At 61.6% G+C, this 15,828-nt stretch carries 14 protein-coding genes; 6 read left to right on the forward strand and 8 right to left on the reverse strand.

Annotated features, from left to right (window positions below):
- The 3 genes from ACZ445_RS03780 to ACZ445_RS03790 all read right to left on the reverse strand — a co-directional run bounded on the left by ACZ445_RS03780 (position 1) and on the right by ACZ445_RS03790 (position 2,271).
- On the reverse strand, positions 1-960 hold the full coding sequence (locus tag ACZ445_RS03780) for a YbgA family protein (RefSeq protein ID WP_464707993.1): 960 nt from the start codon (positions 958-960) through the stop codon (positions 1-3).
- Between the two features lie 112 nt (positions 961-1,072).
- Positions 1,073-1,288 (reverse strand): TIGR02450 family Trp-rich protein, encoded by a 216-nt coding sequence (locus tag ACZ445_RS03785; protein ID WP_058423092.1) that lies wholly within the window; start codon positions 1,286-1,288, stop codon positions 1,073-1,075.
- Positions 1,285-2,271 carry an NAD(P)/FAD-dependent oxidoreductase gene (locus ACZ445_RS03790; RefSeq protein ID WP_058423091.1) on the reverse strand — a complete coding sequence of 329 codons (987 nt, stop codon included), beginning with the start codon at positions 2,269-2,271 and terminating at the stop codon, positions 1,285-1,287. Before ACZ445_RS03790 ends, ACZ445_RS03785 begins: the two co-directional genes overlap by 4 nt.
- Before the next feature lie 211 nt (positions 2,272-2,482).
- Here ACZ445_RS03790 and ACZ445_RS03795 point away from each other — a divergent pair, with 211 nt between their 5' ends.
- Together ACZ445_RS03795 and hemH are read left to right on the forward strand one after the other, a co-directional pair.
- On the forward strand, positions 2,483-3,382 hold the full coding sequence (locus ACZ445_RS03795; RefSeq protein ID WP_310863434.1) for a TIGR01777 family oxidoreductase: 900 nt from the start codon (positions 2,483-2,485) through the stop codon (positions 3,380-3,382).
- Between the two features lie 14 nt (positions 3,383-3,396).
- Positions 3,397-4,422, forward strand: a complete 1,026-nt coding sequence (gene hemH / locus ACZ445_RS03800; protein ID WP_464707994.1) for a ferrochelatase — start codon at positions 3,397-3,399, stop codon at positions 4,420-4,422.
- A gap of 59 nt (positions 4,423-4,481) precedes the next feature.
- Here hemH and ACZ445_RS03805 read toward each other — a convergent pair whose 3' ends face one another.
- Both ACZ445_RS03805 and algW read right to left on the reverse strand, forming a co-directional pair.
- Positions 4,482-6,578: a TonB-dependent siderophore receptor gene (locus ACZ445_RS03805; RefSeq protein WP_464707995.1), complete on the reverse strand. Its 2,097-nt coding sequence runs from the start codon at positions 6,576-6,578 to the stop codon at positions 4,482-4,484.
- Between the two features lie 112 nt (positions 6,579-6,690).
- Entirely contained in the window at positions 6,691-7,845 is a 1,155-nt protein-coding gene (gene algW / locus ACZ445_RS03810; RefSeq protein WP_058423087.1) for a Do family serine endopeptidase AlgW, read from the reverse strand.
- A gap of 101 nt (positions 7,846-7,946) precedes the next feature.
- On the opposite strand from algW, the gene ACZ445_RS03815 reads away from it, so the two are divergent.
- The 3 genes from ACZ445_RS03815 to cysN all read left to right on the forward strand — a co-directional run bounded on the left by ACZ445_RS03815 (position 7,947) and on the right by cysN (position 11,788).
- Positions 7,947-8,705: a Nif3-like dinuclear metal center hexameric protein gene (locus ACZ445_RS03815; protein ID WP_071494214.1), complete on the forward strand. Its 759-nt coding sequence runs from the start codon at positions 7,947-7,949 to the stop codon at positions 8,703-8,705.
- Between the two features lie 257 nt (positions 8,706-8,962).
- The gene (cysD, locus tag ACZ445_RS03820; RefSeq protein ID WP_058423085.1) at positions 8,963-9,880 is read left to right on the forward strand and encodes a sulfate adenylyltransferase subunit CysD; all 918 of its coding nucleotides are present in this window, start codon (positions 8,963-8,965) and stop codon (positions 9,878-9,880) included.
- 9 nt (positions 9,881-9,889) lie between these two features.
- Positions 9,890-11,788: a sulfate adenylyltransferase subunit CysN gene (gene cysN, locus ACZ445_RS03825; protein WP_464707996.1), complete on the forward strand. Its 1,899-nt coding sequence runs from the start codon at positions 9,890-9,892 to the stop codon at positions 11,786-11,788.
- Between the two features lie 113 nt (positions 11,789-11,901).
- On the opposite strand, the gene ACZ445_RS03830 is transcribed toward cysN, so the two are convergent.
- From ACZ445_RS03830 to ACZ445_RS03840, 3 genes are all read right to left on the reverse strand, one after another.
- Positions 11,902-12,801 carry an acyltransferase gene (locus ACZ445_RS03830; protein ID WP_058423083.1) on the reverse strand — a complete coding sequence of 300 codons (900 nt, stop codon included), beginning with the start codon at positions 12,799-12,801 and terminating at the stop codon, positions 11,902-11,904.
- On the reverse strand, positions 12,802-14,901 hold the full coding sequence (gene pta, locus ACZ445_RS03835; protein ID WP_025856577.1) for a phosphate acetyltransferase: 2,100 nt from the start codon (positions 14,899-14,901) through the stop codon (positions 12,802-12,804).
- A 79-nt stretch (positions 14,902-14,980) separates the two neighbouring features.
- Complete coding sequence (locus tag ACZ445_RS03840; protein WP_348984776.1) at positions 14,981-15,271, reverse strand: DUF3565 domain-containing protein; 291 nt, start codon at positions 15,269-15,271, stop codon at positions 14,981-14,983.
- On the opposite strand from ACZ445_RS03840, the gene ACZ445_RS03845 reads away from it, so the two are divergent.
- Positions 15,270-15,755: an FKBP-type peptidyl-prolyl cis-trans isomerase gene (locus ACZ445_RS03845; protein WP_027606858.1), complete on the forward strand. Its 486-nt coding sequence runs from the start codon at positions 15,270-15,272 to the stop codon at positions 15,753-15,755. The genes ACZ445_RS03840 and ACZ445_RS03845 overlap by 2 nt on opposite strands.
- Positions 15,756-15,828 lie beyond the last annotated feature (73 nt).

Here is a 15,828-nt window from a genome sequence, read left to right on the forward strand (position 1 = left end):
CTAGATCGCATTTCGCAGGCTGAGGTTTTCCGGGTGCGGTTGCAGGTAGGCCTGCTGCGCGATGTAGCGGTCCGGGTGTTGGCGAAAGTGGTGTTTGAGGAGGGTCAGCGGCACCACCAGCGGCACGATGCCGTGGCGGTACTGGCCGATGACGGTCTGCATTTCCTGCTTGTCATCGGCGCTGATGACCTGCTTGAGGTAACCGCTGATGTGTTGCAGCACGTTGGTGTGGGTGCCACGGGTGGCGCATTGGGTGAGGCCGGTCATCAAGTCGCTGAAATAACGGGTCGCCAATTCATCGAGCTGGGTGCCCTTGTTCATGCTGCCCAGCAGGTGGCCAAGGCTTTTGTAGTGTGCCGGGCTGTGGGCCATCAACAAGTATTTGTAGCGCGAATGAAAGGCCAGCAGGCGGTGGCGGGTCAGGCCTTCGGCCAACAGTTTCTGCCAGCTGGCGTAGACGAATACGCGGGTCAGGAAGTTTTCCCGCAGCACCGGGTCGTTCAGCCGACCGTCTTCTTCCACCGGCAGGTTGGGATGGCGCGCACAGAAGGCCTGGGCGTAAATGCCGCGCCCGCCGCCGTCCACCGGCGTTCCATTGTCACGATAGACCTTGACCCGCTCCAGGCCGCATGACGGCGATTTCTGCATGAAGATGTAGCCGCACAGATCGGTATGTTCCGCAGCCATCTGCTGGCCGTAATCGTCCAGCGGCTGGGTGACGTTCAACTCGCGGTTCACGGTGCCGACGGCTTGCGGGTGGGCGGGGTCGCCTACCAGGCGGATCGGTTCGCGTGGAATGCCCAGGCCGATGGCGACCTCGGGGCACAGTGGCACGAAGTCGAAATAGTCGGCGAGGGTCTGGCTGCACAACGGGGATTGTTTATGGCCGCCGTTGAAGCGCACGTTCTCGCCCAACAGGCAGGCGCTGATGGCGATCTTCGGTTTGGTGGTGCTGGACATACACGAACCCTCTGCGAGATTCCTGTACAAGATATAAATCCTGTACAACTAAATCTCATCATAGGTTCGATGCTGTACAAGTCAAATTATTTGTACAAGTTTTGCGAGTGCGCTATTTCCAGCCGATTTTCCAGGCGTCGATATCTTGCAGGGTTTGCCAGGGCAGGCGTTCGCTGCGGTGCGTCATCACGGCTTGTAGTTCAATGTCCAACACCGTGCCTTCCTCATCACGAAACAGCTCGGTGACCAGGAAGTGTTTTTCTTTGTTGCGAGGGTGGGCTGCCGTCCATTTTGACAGCAGCAATTTGGCGGGATTGATGCGGTTCATTGCTGGTGCTCGATCAAGCGTCGTGCGGCTTCCTGGCCGCTGAGCCAGGCACCTTCCACGCGGCCCGACAGGCACCAGTCGCCACACACGTAAAGGCCCAGGTCGGCATCGGCCAGTACGCCGAATTCGTGGCTGCTGGATGGTCGAGCATAGAGCCAGCGGTGCGCCAGGCTGAATGACGGCGCCGGCATGGCGCTGTGCAGCAGTTCGGCGAAGGCGCCGTGCAGGTGCTCGATCACCGCCTCTTTGGGCAGGTCCAGGTGTGCCTTGCTCCATGCGCTGGTGGCGTGCAGTACCCAGGTGTCGAGGGTGGTATCGCGCCCAGGTTTGCTGCGGTTGCGCGCGAGCCAGTCGAGGGGGCTGTCTTGCACAAAGCAGCCCTCCATGGCGGTATCCAGGGGTTTATCGAAGGCCAGGGCGATGGCCCAGGTCGGGTCCATTTTCACCCCGGCGGCGGCGCTCGCCAGCTTGGGCGCGGCGGCCAGCAGGGCGGTGGCCTGGGGCGCAGGCGTGGCGATGATTACGTGGCTGAAGGGGCCATGGTTTTCGCCGTCGGCGTCCAGCAGGTTCCAGTGGTGTTTGCCCTGGAACACCTCGGTGATGCGGCAACCGAACACCACCGGCAGGTCATCGAGCAGGGCGCGGGTGATCGCGCTCATGCGCGGCGTGCCGACCCAGCGGATCTGTTCATCGGGGGAGGGAGTGAGCTGACCGGACTTGAAGTTGTACAACTGGGGCTTCCATTGCTCGGCCCAACCGTGGCTTTGCCAGCGTTGCACTTCGTTGACGAAGCGCCGGTCGCGGGCGGTGAAGTATTGCGCGCCCATGTCCAGGGAGCCGGCATCGCTGCGCTTGCTGGACATGCGCCCACCACTGCCGCGGCTTTTATCGAAGAGTTGTACAGCGTGCCCCGCGTCTCGTAACGCTCGGGCGGCGGAGAGACCGGCGATGCCGGTGCCGATGATCGCGATGGGAACAGTCATGGGAGGCCTCGTTTTACCGTTGTGCACAGACTACGCGGACACCAATAGCTGTACAATATTGTTTTTTGGTATAAGTTTTGGCGTACCTGTTCTAACGGCGTAACCTATGGTTAAAGCTGAGGCTTAAGCCAGCGTTACGCCTGCTAACAAATGATCCCTGTTTATAAAATAGACCAGTGATCGGCGGCGAACGTTACATGAGGAGCGTCCCATGCATATTTTGCTGACCGGCGGTACTGGTTTGATTGGCCGCCAACTCTGCCAACACTGGCTCACCCAAGGCCATCGCCTGACCGTGTGGAGTCGCCACGCGGATCAGGTTGCCAAGGTGTGCGGCGCCCAGGTGTCGGGAGTCAGCCGCCTGCAAGAGGTTATCGGCCCGGTCGACGCGGTCATTAACCTGGCGGGCGCGCCCATTGCCGACCGCCCCTGGACCCACAAGCGCAAGGCGCTGTTGTGGAGCAGCCGAATCAGTCTTACCGAGACCTTGCTGACGTGGCTTGAGGGCCTGGAACAAAAACCGGCGGTGTTGATTTCCGGTTCGGCAGTGGGCTGGTATGGCGATGGCGGCGAGCGCGAACTGACCGAAGCCAACGGCCCGGTGCAGGACGATTTCCCCAGCCAGCTGTGCATCGCCTGGGAAGAAACCGCCCAGCGCGCCGAAGCTCTGGGGATGCGTGTGGTGCTGGTACGTACCGGCCTGGTGCTGGCGGCGCAGGGCGGCTTTTTGTCGCGGCTGTTGCTGCCGTTCAAACTGGCGCTGGGCGGGCCTATCGGCAGTGGTCGGCAGTGGATGCCGTGGGTGCATATCGAGGATCAAATCGCCCTGATTGATTTTCTTCTGCACCAGCCTGACGCCAGCGGTCCTTATAATGCCTGCGCGCCACACCCGGTGCGCAATCGCGAGTTTGCGAAAACCCTGGGCCAGGTGCTGCACCGCCCGGCGTTCATGCCGATGCCGGCCTTTGCATTGAAGGTGGGCCTGGGCGAGTTGTCCGGCCTGTTGCTGGGCGGGCAGAAGGCGCTGCCCGAGCGCTTGCTGGCTGCCGGTTTCACTTTCCAGTTCACTGAGTTGCGTGCGGCTTTGGATGACTTGTCCAGCCGCCTCTAAAGATAGGATGTTGCATGACGGATCACGCGTTGTTACTGGTCAACCTGGGCTCGCCGGCGTCCACTTCGGTGGCGGATGTGCGCAGCTACCTCAATCAGTTCCTGATGGACCCTTATGTGATCGACCTGCCGTGGCCGGTGCGGCGCTTGCTGGTGTCGCTGATCCTGATCAAGCGCCCTGAGCAGTCGGCGCATGCCTACGCCTCCATCTGGTGGGACGAGGGTTCGCCGCTGGTGGTACTCAGTCGTCGCCTGCAACAGCAGATGACCGCGCAGTGGACCCAGGGCCCGGTGGAATTGGCAATGCGCTATGGCGAGCCATCGATTGAAAGCGTGCTGACCCGCCTCGCAGCCCAAGGCATCCGTCAGGTCACCCTGGCGCCGTTGTACCCGCAATTTGCCGACAGCACCGTGACCACGGTGATCGAGGAAGCCAAGCGCGTGGTGCGCGACAAAAAGCTCGACGTGCAATTCTCGATCCTGCAGCCGTTCTACGACCAGCCCGAATATCTCGACGCTCTGGCCGCCAGCGTACGGCCCTACGTGGAACAGGATTATGACCACCTGCTGTTGAGTTTCCACGGCTTGCCTGAGCGCCACCTGACCAAGCTCGATCCTACCGGCCAGCACTGCTTCAAGGATGCCGACTGCTGCAAGAATGCGTCCGCCGAGGTGCTCAAGACCTGCTATCGCGCGCAGTGCTTCAGCGTCGCCCGCGACTTTGCCGCACGCCTGGGCTTGCCCGAAGACAAGTGGTCGGTGGCCTTCCAATCGCGCCTGGGCCGCGCCAAGTGGATCGAACCCTACACCGAGGCTCGCCTTGAAGCATTGGCCCAGCAGGGCGTGAAAAAGCTGTTGGTAATGTGCCCGGCGTTCGTCGCCGATTGCATCGAGACGCTGGAAGAAATCGGCGATCGCGGGCTGGAGCAGTTCCGCGAGGCCGGAGGCGAGGAGCTGGTGCTGGTGCCGTGCCTGAATGATGATCCGCAGTGGGCGAAGGCGCTCAATACCCTTTGCGAGCGCGCACCGAAGGCGCTGTAACCGAATAAAGTGAAGATCAAGGCGTGGGAGGGGCTTGCCCCCTCCCACATTTGGTTTTGTTACAGGTTGAGGGTCAGGCTGACCGTGAAATTGCGCGGTTCGCCCGGGCTGATCCAGTAGTTGCTGTACGACCGCTCGTAATACTTCTCATCAAACAGGTTGTTGAGGTTCAAGCCCACGGTAATGTTGTCGGTGGCCTTGTAATGGGCCAGCAGATCAACCGTGTGGTAGGCCGGCAGCTCGAAACCCGTGCCAGCCTCGCCGGAGCGATCCCCTACATAGGTGAACGCCGCCCCCAGGTCTGAACCCCGCAACGCGCCATCCTGGAACTCATACACCCCCAACAGGCTGCCGCTGCGCTTGGCCACGCCGAGAATCCGGCTGCCGGCGGGAATGACTTTGTCGCCCTTGGTCACTTCAGCATCAATGTAGGCAAACGCGCCAATCACCCGTACGGCGTCGGTCACTTGCCCGGTCAGTTGCAGGTCGAGGCCCTGGCTGCGGGCCTTGCCCACGGCGCGGTTCAGGTTGGTGGCGGGGTCGAGGGTGAGCACGTTTTCCTTCTCGATATGGAAGGCGGCGAGGGTGGCGCTTAGGCGGTCGTCGAACAGTTCGCTCTTGATCCCCACTTCGTAGCCCACGCCTTCCTCAGGCTTGAAGGACTTGTTGTCGGCGCCCAACCCGCTATTGGGCTTGAACGAAGTAGAGGCATTGGCGAATACGCCGACTTGCGGCGTGAGCTGATAGAGCAGGCCGGCGCGCTGGGTAAAGGCATCGTGGGTTTGCTCGGCTTTGGCGTGGTTGCGGGTGAAGTCGTCGATACGCTGCTCGAAATGCTCGAAGCGTGCGCCAACCATGCCGCGCAGGCGGTCGGTGAAGACGATCTGGTCTTGCAGGTTCAGCGCGTGGCTCTTGGTCTGTTCGAAGAAGTCGGTGCCGGAGCGCTGGCCGTTGGGCTTGGGTTGGCCGTAGACCGGGTTGTAGATGTCGATGGCGTAGGGGCTGCCGGCGATAGTGGTCACGCGCTCCTTCTTGCGGTAGTCCTCGTATTCGGTGCCGACCAGCAGTTCGTGCTGCCAACTGCCGATGTCGAACAGGCCGCGCAGTTCGAGTTGGGTAATGCTGTCGTGCCAACCGGTTGAGCGTTCGCGGTAGCGGCGGTTAACGGTATGACCGTCGATGTTCAGCGCACGGTTTTCCGAGGCGTCGCCCCACAGGCTGCCTTGTTTGTAGTGGCTGGCCAGGCGCAGTTTCCAGGCATCGTTGAGGTGATGCTCAAGGGTGGCCTGGAGACGGTTGTTGTGGTTGTCGATATCGCCGTCGTTGGGTTCGCCCAGGAAGGTGGAGCGAGATACGCCGGGGGCGTCGACGATGCCACGGTCGAAGGTCGAGCTGTGGCGGACGAATTCGCTTTCTACCAACAGGCTGGTGTCCGGGTCCAGTTGCCAACTGAACGAAGGCGCGACGAATACCCGCTTGCTCTGCACGTGATCGCGGAAGCTGTGGTTGTCTTCCACCGCCAGGTTGACCCGCGACAGCACGTTGCCTTCGCTGTCCAGCGGAGTGTTCACGTCCACGGCGGTGCGATAGCGGTCCCAACTGCCGGCGCTGGTCTGCACGGTGGTAAAGGCTTCTGGCTGGGGCTTCTTGGTGACGATATTCACGGTGCCACCCGGATCGCCGCGCCCATACAGGTTGGCGGCGGGGCCCTTGAGTACTTCGATGCGCTCGATATTGGCCGCGTCCGGTGTGCTCGGGTAGCCACGGTTGGCGCTGAAACCGTCTTGGTAGAACTCGGACGTGGTGAAGCCACGCACGCTGTATTCGTACAGAGTCAGGCCGCCGAAGTTGTTTTGCTTGGACACGCCGCCGGCAAATTCCAGGGCGCGTTCCACGTTGGTACTGCCCAGGTCCTTGAGCACTGTGGCGGGAATCACGCTGATGGATTGCGGGATGTCGCGAATGGCGGTGTCGGTTTTTGTCGCGCTGGCGGAGCGGGTGGCGCGGTAGCCTTTGACCGGGCCGGTGGCGGACTCATAGGCGTCGGTGGTGACGCTGATGGTGTCGAGTTCCAGGGTGTTTTCTTCGGCGAAGGCGGGGTCGAGCAGCAAACCCAAGGCCAGGCCAGCCATGGGGGCGATTCTTCGAGACGGCATGATAGAGCGTTCCAATAGCGATATTGAAACAATATAACATGCCTAATGAGAATGAATTGCTTCGAAACATCCGTTTACAGGTGCCCGGGAAGGGGCACCTGCAAGCGGCGACCTATTCCTCTTCTTTGACCGGCGCAGGCGGCGGACGCAGCCCGATTTCCGCCAGCAGCTTGATCTCCTTGCCGTTGCGCATCACCTGGATCGCCACCTTGTCGGTCGGCTTGATCCGCGCCACCTGGTTCATCGACTTGCGGCCATCACCGGCCGGTTCGCCGTTGATGCTGAGGATCACATCCCCCAGTTGCAGGCCGGCTTTCTGCGCCGGTCCATCGCGGAAGATCCCGGCGACCACGATGCCAGGGCGCCCGGTCAAGCCAAACGACTCGGCCAGCTCCTTGGTCAACGGCTGTACCTCGATCCCCAGCCAGCCGCGAATCACCTGGCCGTGCTCGATGATCGACTTCATCACCTCCATCGCCAGCTTCACCGGGATCGCAAACCCGATGCCCTGCGAGCCGCCGGACTTGGAGAAGATCGCCGTGTTGATGCCGGTCAGGTTGCCATTGGCGTCCACCAATGCGCCGCCGGAGTTGCCCGGGTTGATCGCCGCGTCGGTCTGGATGAAGTCTTCGTAGCTGTTAAGGCCCAGCTGGTTGCGCCCGGTGGCACTGATAATGCCCATGGTCACGGTCTGGCCCACGCCGAACGGGTTGCCGATGGCCAGCGCCACGTCACCCACGCGCAAACCGTCGGAACGGCCCAGGGTGATAGACGGCAGGCTCTTCAAGTCGATCTTCAATACCGCAAGGTCGGTTTCCGGGTCGCTGCCCACCACACGGGCCAGGGTTTCGCGACCGTCACGCAGGGCCACCACGATCTGGTCGGCGCCGGTGGTCACGTGGTTGTTGGTAAGGATGTAACCTTCGGGGCTCATGATCACCCCGGAACCCAGGCTGGACTCCATGCGACGCTGCTTGGGCCCGTTGTCACCGAAGTAACGGCGGAACTGCGGGTCTTCAAACAGTGGATGGGCCGGTTTGTTGATGACCTTGGTGGTGTACAGGTTGACCACGGCAGGGGCGGCGATCACCACGGCATCGGCGTAGGTCACCGGGCCTTGCACCACCGAGTTGCTTTGCGGCGCCTGTTGCAGGTTCACATCCAGGCTGGGCAGACCCACCAGCTCGGGGTAACGCTGAATAATCAGCATCGCGATCAGCACGCCAGCCAGCAATGGCCATCCAAAAAAACGCAGCGCCTTGAGCATCAAGTAAGTCCTGACAGGTTGCAGGGGGCGGGAGAGCGCCCATAATGTCGCGCATTATACGAGGCTGTGACGCCTGCGAACCGGATATTTAGGAGTCTTTTATGGCCGTCCCCCTTACCACCCTCGTCGAAGAAGCAGACCGCTACCTCGGCAGCGCAAAAATTGCCGATTACTGCCCCAATGGCCTGCAGGTCGAGGGCCGGCCACAGGTGATGCGCATCGTCAGCGGCGTGACCGCCAGCCAGGCTCTGTTGGACGCGGCCGTCGAAGCCCAGGCGGATCTGATCCTGGTGCACCATGGGTATTTCTGGAAAGGCGAAAACCCGTGCATCACCGGCATGAAGCAGCGCCGCCTGAAGACGCTGCTCAAGCACGACATCAGCCTGCTGGCCTACCACCTGCCGTTGGACCTGCACCCGGAGGTCGGCAACAACGTGCAGTTGGCCCGTCAACTGGACATCACCGTCGAAGGCCCGCTGGACCCGAGCAATCCCAAAATCGTCGGGCTGGTCGGCTCACTCGCCGAGCCGCTGTCGCCTCGCGACTTTGCACGCCGTGTACAGGAAGTCATGGGCCGTGAGCCGTTGCTGATCGAAGGCAGCGAGATGATCCGCCGCGTCGGCTGGTGCACCGGCGGTGGCCAGGGCTACATCGACGACGCGATTGCGGCCGGTGTCGACCTGTTCCTCAGCGGCGAAGCCTCCGAGCAGACCTTCCACAGCGCCCGCGAAAACGACATCAGCTTCATCGCCGCCGGTCACCATGCCACTGAGCGCTACGGCGTGCAGGCGCTGGGCGATTACCTGGCGCGGCGCTTCGCGTTGGAGCATTTGTTCATCGACTGCCCCAACCCAATCTAACAAACACCACCGAACAAATGTGGGAGGGGGCTTGCCCCCGATGGCGGTGGATCAGCTACTCATGCAGTGACTGACACATCGCTATCGGGGGCAAGCCCCCTCCCACACTTGACCGCGATTGACCCCAAACTCCGGGGTATATTCATATACCGTTTCGGTCTAGTAGGCCGCCTGAATAGAAGCAGGTGCTGTGCTAGCATGCCCCGCTCGAACACGGCCCGCTGGCCGTCCATAAGATCGTTTTTCCGTGAGTAACCATGGTCGACAAACTGACGCATCTGAAACAGCTGGAGGCGGAAAGCATCCACATCATCCGCGAGGTCGCCGCCGAGTTCGACAACCCGGTGATGCTCTACTCGATCGGTAAAGACTCCGCCGTGATGCTGCACCTGGCACGCAAGGCCTTCTTCCCGGGCAAGCTGCCGTTCCCGGTGATGCACGTCGACACCCGCTGGAAATTCCAGGAGATGTACACGTTCCGCGACAAGATGGTCAAAGAGCTGGGCCTGGACCTGATCACCCACATCAACCCGGACGGCGTGGCGCAGAACATCAACCCGTTCACCCACGGCAGCGCCAAGCACACCGACATCATGAAGACCGAAGGCCTCAAGCAGGCCCTGGACAAGCATGGTTTCGACGCAGCCTTTGGCGGTGCCCGTCGCGATGAAGAGAAATCCCGTGCCAAAGAGCGCGTGTACTCGTTCCGCGACAGCAAGCACCGCTGGGACCCGAAAAACCAGCGCCCCGAGCTGTGGAATGTCTACAACGGCAACGTCAACAAGGGCGAGTCGATCCGCGTGTTCCCGCTGTCCAACTGGACCGAGCTGGACATCTGGCAGTACATCTACCTGGAAGGCATCCCGATCGTACCGCTGTACTTCGCCGCCGAGCGTGAAGTGATCGAGAAGAACGGTACGTTGATCATGATCGACGACGACCGCATCCTCGAGCACCTGTCCGACGAAGACAAAGCCCGAATCGTCAAAAAGAAAGTACGTTTCCGTACCCTTGGCTGCTACCCGTTGACGGGCGCGGTGGAGTCCGAAGCCGAGACGCTGACGGACATCATTCAGGAAATGCTCCTGACGCGAACTTCCGAGCGCCAGGGCCGTGTCATCGACCACGATGGCGCAGGCTCGATGGAAGATAAAAAACGTCAAGGCTATTTCTAAGGGGCTGTCATGTCGCATGTATCTGATTTGATCAGCGAGGACATCCTCGCCTACCTGGGCCAGCACGAGCGCAAGGAAATGTTGCGCTTCCTGACCTGTGGCAACGTCGACGACGGCAAGAGCACCTTGATCGGGCGCCTGCTGCACGACTCCAAGATGATCTACGAAGATCACCTGGAAGCCATCACCCGCGATTCGAAGAAGTCCGGCACCACCGGTGACGACATCGACCTGGCCTTGCTGGTCGACGGCCTGCAGGCCGAGCGGGAGCAGGGCATCACCATCGATGTCGCCTACCGCTACTTCTCCACCGCCAAGCGCAAATTCATCATCGCCGACACCCCCGGCCATGAGCAGTACACCCGCAACATGGCCACCGGTGCGTCCACCTGTGACCTGGCGATCATCCTGATTGACGCGCGCTACGGCGTGCAGACCCAGACCCGTCGCCACAGCTTCATCGCCTCGTTGCTGGGCATCAAGCACATCGTGGTGGCCGTCAACAAGATGGACATCAACGGTTTCGACCAAGGCGTATTCGAGCAGATCAAGGCCGATTACCTGAAGTTCGCCGACGGTATCGCCTTCAAGCCGAGCACTCTGGCCTTCGTGCCGATGTCGGCGCTCAAGGGCGACAACGTGGTGAACAAGAGTGAGCGTTCGCCCTGGTACACCGGCCAGTCGCTGATGGAGATCCTCGAAACCGTCGAGATCGCCAACGATCGCAACTACACCGACCTGCGTTTCCCGGTGCAGTACGTCAATCGTCCGAACCTGAATTTCCGTGGTTTCGCCGGCACTCTGGCCAGCGGCATCGTGCACAAGGGCGACGAAGTCGTGGTGCTGCCGTCGGGCAAGAGCAGCCGCGTCAAATCCATCGTCACCTTCGAAGGTGAGCTGGAACAAGCAGGTCCCGGTCAGGCCGTGACCCTGACCATGGAAGACGAGATCGACATCTCCCGTGGCGACCTGCTGGTGCATGCCGACAACGTGCCGCAAGTGACCGACGCCTTCGACGCCATGCTGGTGTGGATGGCCGAAGAACCAATGCTGCCGGGCAAGAAATACGACATCAAGCGCGCCACCAGCTACGTGCCGGGTTCCATCACCAGCATCGTGCATCGCGTGGACGTGAACACCCTTGCCGAAGGCCCGGCGAGCTCGCTGCAACTGAACGAGATCGGTCGCGTCAAGGTCAGCCTCGACGCCGCTATCGCGTTGGACGGTTACGACAGCAACCGCACCACCGGTGCGTTTATCGTCATCGACCGTTTGACCAATGGCACAGTGGCTGCGGGCATGATTATCTCCCCGCCGGTCGGTCACAGCAGCGCGGCGAAGCACGGCAAGTTGGCCCATGTGTCCACCGAAGAACGTGCCCAGCGCTTCGGCCAGCAACCGGCCACCGTGTTGTTCAGCGGCCTGTCCGGCGCTGGCAAGAGCACCCTGGCCTACGCCGTTGAACGCAAGCTGTTCGACATGGGCCGTGCGGTGTTCGTGCTGGATGGCCAGAACCTGCGCCACGACCTGAACAAGGGCTTGCCGCAGGACCGTGCCGGCCGTACCGAGAACTGGCGTCGTGCCGCGCATGTGGCGCGTCAGTTCAACGAAGCGGGCCTGCTGACCCTGGCTGCGTTCGTTGCGCCGGATGCCGAAGGCCGTGAACAGGCCAAGGCGTTGATCGGCGGCGATCGCCTGCTGACCGTCTATGTGCAGGCCTCGCCACTGGTGTGCGCCGAGCGTGATCCGCAAGGCTTATACGCGGCCGGTGGGGATAACATCCCGGGCGAATCCTTCCCGTACGACGTGCCGTTGAATGCCGATCTGGTGATCGACACCCAGGCCCTGTCGCTGGAAGACAGCGTCAAGCAAGTGCTGGAGCTGTTGCGTCAGCGCGGCGCGATCTAAAGCCTGTTGCAATCAAATGTGGGAGGGGGCTTGCCCCCGATAGCGGAGTGTCAGTCAGTACATCTGTTACTGATCCGCCGCCATCGGGGGCAAGCCCCCTCCCACATTTTTGATCATTGTTTGCCTGGGAATTCTTTGTGCAGTTGCTCCAGTAGCTGATCCTTCTGTTCCCAGAGTTGGTTGATCCACCCCTGGAACGCCAACCGATACTCCCCATCCTGCTCATAATTCTTGCCAATGAATTCGGCCGGGATCTGCACCTCTTCAAACTGCACCACCACGTCCTGCACATTCCCGCACAGCAAATCCCAATACCCTGGGCGCCCAGCCGGGTAGTGAATGGTCACGTTCACCAGTGACTTCAACTGCTCCCCCATGGCATCCAGCACAAACGCGATACCACCGGCCTTGGGCTTGAGCAGGTAGCGGAACGGTGATTTCTGCTGGGCATGTTTACCGGCAGTAAACCGCGTGCCCTCGGCAAAGTTGAAAATGCCCACTGGGTTGTCGCGAAACTTCGCGCAGGTCTTGCGAGTGGTTTCCAGGTCCTTGCCTTTCTTTTCCGGGTGCTTCTCCAGGTAGGCCTTGGTGTAGCGCTTCATGAACGGAAAGCCCAGCGCCCACCACGCCAGGCCAATCACCGGCACCCAGATCAGCTCCTGCTTGAGGAAGAACTTCAGTGGGCGAATCCGCCGGTTCAGCACGTATTGCAGCACCATGATGTCGACCCAGCTCTGGTGGTTGCTGGTGACCAGGTACGAGTGCTGGTAGTCCAGCCCTTCCAGCCCGGTGAGGTGCCAGCGCGTGCGTCGCACCAGGTTCATCCAGCCCTTGTTGTTGGTCACCCAGGCCTCATGGGTGTGGTTCATCAGCCATTCGCTGAAGCGCTTGGCAAACGGCAGGGCCTTGAACAACGCCACGATGAACAGGAACGAACACAACAGGATCGTGTTCAGCGCCAGCAACAGCGACGCGATCACCCCGCGTACGGCGGCAGGTAGAAAATCCAGCATTTAGATATCCATAGGTCGGTTGGCGGCTTGGATCGCAGTGAGTGCGATGGTGTACACGATATCGTCCACCTGGGCGCCGCGCGGCAGGTCGTTGACCGGTTTGCGCAGGCCCTGGAGCATCGGCCCCAAGCTCACGCAATCGGCACTGCGCTGCACGGCCTTGTGCGTGGTGTTGCCGGTGTTCAGATCGGGGAACACGAACACCGTGGCCTTGCCGGCGACCTGGCTGTTGGGCGCCAGTTGCCGGGCCACGTTTTCGTTGGCGGCGGCGTCGTATTGCAGCGGGCCGTCGATCAGCAGCGAGCTTTGCTGTTCGTGGGCGAGCAGGGTGGCTTCGCGGACTTTCTCCACTTCTTCGCCGCTGGCCGAATCGCCGCTGGAATAGCTGATCATCGCCACGCGCGGGGTGATGCCGAACGCGGCTGCCGAGTCGGCGCTTTGCAGGGCAATCTCTGCCAGTTCGGCGGCGCTCGGGTGCGGGTTCATCACGCAGTCGCCGTACACCAGCACCTGCTCGGGGAACAGCATGAAGAATACCGATGACACCAGGGTGCAGCCCGGTGCGGTCTTGATCAGCTGCAGGGCAGGGCGGATGGTGTTGGCGGTGGAGTGAATGACGCCGGACACCAGGCCGTCCACCTCATCCAGTGCGAGCATCATGGTGGCGATCACCACGGTGTCTTCCAGCTGTTGCTCAGCCATGGGGGCGTTGAGGCTTTTGCTCTTGCGCAGCGCCACCATCGGCTCGACATAGCGTTGGCGGATCAGGTCCGGGTCGAGAATCTCCAGGCCTTCGGGCAATTCGATGCCCTGGGCGCGGGCAACCGCTTCCACATCAGCCGGCTTGGCCAGCAGCACGCAGCGGGCAATGCCCCGTGCCTGGCAGATCGCGGCGGCTTGCACGGTCAGCGGCTCGCTGCCTTCGGGCAGCACGATGCGCTTGTTGGCGGCCTGGGCGCGCTGGATCAATTGGTAGCGGAACACCGCCGGTGACAGACGCATCTCCCGTGGCGTGCCGCAACGTTGGTGCAGCCAGCGCGCGTCGAGGTGGCTGGCGACGAAATCGGTGATGATTTCCGCGCGCTCGCGGTCATCAATCGGGATTTCCTTGTTGAGGCTGTTGAGCTGGTTGGCGGTGTCGTAGGAGCCGGTGCTCACCGACAGCACCGGTAGCCCGGCCTGGAACGCGCCACGGCACAGCTCCATGATGCGCGGGTCGGGCAGGGTGTCGCTGGTCAGCAGCAGGCCGGCCAGGGGCACGCCGTTGATCGCGGCCAGGCTGACGGCGAGGATGATGTCGTCGCGGTCGCCGGGGGTCACCACCAGCACACCGGGCTTGAGCAGCTCCACGGTGTTGCGCATGGTGCGCGCGCAAATGATGATCTTGGTCATGCGCCGGGTTTCGTAGTCGCCGGCGTTGAGGATCTGGGCGCCCATCAGGTCGGCCACGTCGCGGGTACGCGGTGCGTTGAGTTCCGGCTGATAGGGAATGCAGCCGAGCAGGCGGAAATCACCGCTGCGCAACAGTGGCGAATGTTCCTTGAGGCGTGCCGAGAAGGCTTCCATGCTTTCGTCGGTGCGCACCTTGTTGAGGATCACGCCGAGCACTTTCGGGTCTTTCGGGCCGCCGAACAGCTGGGCCTGCAATTCCACGCGACCGGAGAGCTCGGTGAGCACCTCGTTTTCCGGGGCGGACACCAGGATTACCTCCGCATCCAGGCTCTTGGCCAGGTGCAGGTTGACCCGTGCCGCATAGCTGGCGCTGCGGGTGGGCACCATGCCTTCGACGATCAATACGTCCTTGCCCACCGCGGCTTGCTGGTAAAGGGTGATGATCTCTTCGAGCAACTCGTCGAGCTGGCCGTCGCCGAGCATGCGCTCTACGTGGGCCAGGCCCAGAGGCTGTGGCGGCTTGAGGCCGTGGGTGCGCGCCACCAGTTCGGTGGAGCGCTCGGGGCCGGTGTCGCCGGGGTGCGGCTGGGCAATCGGCTTGAAAAAGCCGACTTTCAGTCCGGCTCGCTCAAGGGTACGCACCAGCCCAAGGCTGATGGAGGTCAGACCCACACCAAAATCGGTGGGCGCGATAAAAAAAGTCTGCATGCGGATTCTCTGGAGGTGCATGGCTAGGGTGACGCTCTATGGCTGAGCGTCTACCGCGAATCAGGCGCCAAGGTTATCGTTAATCGCGCTCCTGCGCACACCAGCCGCAGGCAAAGGGCTGGCCTAATTTTTCAATACGTTGCGCGGGGTCCAGCACCCAGGCGCGTGACTGCCAGGGTGGCTGGTGGCGCAGGTGCTGGGTGTGGCCGCAGGACAGCTCGGCGACCCAGTGCTGGTCGTCGTCCTGGTGGAACCCGATGATGAAGGATGCCGTTGATCGGTCCCGTCTGTCCGGGTTCTGTTCGCTTTCGGGCAAATCCTTGTTTAGACTTGTCCGTTCTTCATTCTTATGCAAAAGGTCTCGCCCCATGACGATCGCCGCTAACAAGGCTGTCTCCATCGACTATACCCTGACCAACGACGCTGGTGAGGTCATCGACAGCTCAGCCGGCGGCGCGCCGCTGGTCTACCTGCAAGGCGCAGGTAACATCATCCCAGGCCTGGAAAAGGCCCTGGAAGGCAAGAGCGTCGGTGATGAGCTGACCGTTGCCGTAGAACCTGAAGATGCCTACGGCGAGTACTCGGCCGAACTGGTCAGCACCCTGAGCCGCAGCATGTTCGAAGGTGTCGACGAGCTGGAAGTGGGCATGCAGTTCCACGCTTCCGCGCCGGACGGCCAAATGCAGATCGTCACCATCCGTGATCTGGACGGCGACGACGTCACCGTCGACGGCAACCACCCGCTGGCTGGTCAGCGCCTGAACTTCCAAGTGAAGATCGTTGCCATCCGCGACGCTTCCCAGGAAGAAGTGGCTCACGGCCACGTTCACGGTGAAGGCGGTCACCACCATTGATTGTGGTTTGATCAATCGGTAGCAAAAACGCCCCGACTGGTTCGGGGCGTTTTTTTGCGCTTGAAAAAATGTG

It is taken from the genome of Pseudomonas allii, from assembly GCF_055380095.1.

Bases quoted from the DNA above. Each gene is read 5' to 3' on its own strand.
- ACZ445_RS03840 (WP_348984776.1), bottom strand. From the start codon at position 15,271: ATGGGGCGAGACCTTTTGCATAAGAATGAAGAACGGACAAGTCTAAAC.
- cysN (WP_464707996.1), top strand. From the start codon at position 9,890: ATGTCGCATGTATCTGATTTGATCAGCGAGGACATCCTCGCCTACCTG.
- ACZ445_RS03795 (WP_310863434.1), top strand. From the start codon at position 2,483: ATGCATATTTTGCTGACCGGCGGTACTGGTTTGATTGGCCGCCAACTC.
- algW (WP_058423087.1), bottom strand. From the start codon at position 7,845: ATGCTCAAGGCGCTGCGTTTTTTTGGATGGCCATTGCTGGCTGGCGTG.
- pta (WP_025856577.1), bottom strand. From the start codon at position 14,901: ATGCAGACTTTTTTTATCGCGCCCACCGATTTTGGTGTGGGTCTGACC.
- ACZ445_RS03805 (WP_464707995.1), bottom strand. From the start codon at position 6,578: ATGCCGTCTCGAAGAATCGCCCCCATGGCTGGCCTGGCCTTGGGTTTG.
- ACZ445_RS03845 (WP_027606858.1), top strand. From the start codon at position 15,270: ATGACGATCGCCGCTAACAAGGCTGTCTCCATCGACTATACCCTGACC.
- ACZ445_RS03830 (WP_058423083.1), bottom strand. From the start codon at position 12,801: ATGCTGGATTTTCTACCTGCCGCCGTACGCGGGGTGATCGCGTCGCTG.
- hemH (WP_464707994.1), top strand. From the start codon at position 3,397: ATGACGGATCACGCGTTGTTACTGGTCAACCTGGGCTCGCCGGCGTCC.
- ACZ445_RS03815 (WP_071494214.1), top strand. From the start codon at position 7,947: ATGGCCGTCCCCCTTACCACCCTCGTCGAAGAAGCAGACCGCTACCTC.
- ACZ445_RS03785 (WP_058423092.1), bottom strand. From the start codon at position 1,288: ATGAACCGCATCAATCCCGCCAAATTGCTGCTGTCAAAATGGACGGCA.
- cysD (WP_058423085.1), top strand. From the start codon at position 8,963: ATGGTCGACAAACTGACGCATCTGAAACAGCTGGAGGCGGAAAGCATC.
- ACZ445_RS03790 (WP_058423091.1), bottom strand. From the start codon at position 2,271: ATGACTGTTCCCATCGCGATCATCGGCACCGGCATCGCCGGTCTCTCC.
- ACZ445_RS03780 (WP_464707993.1), bottom strand. From the start codon at position 960: ATGTCCAGCACCACCAAACCGAAGATCGCCATCAGCGCCTGCCTGTTG.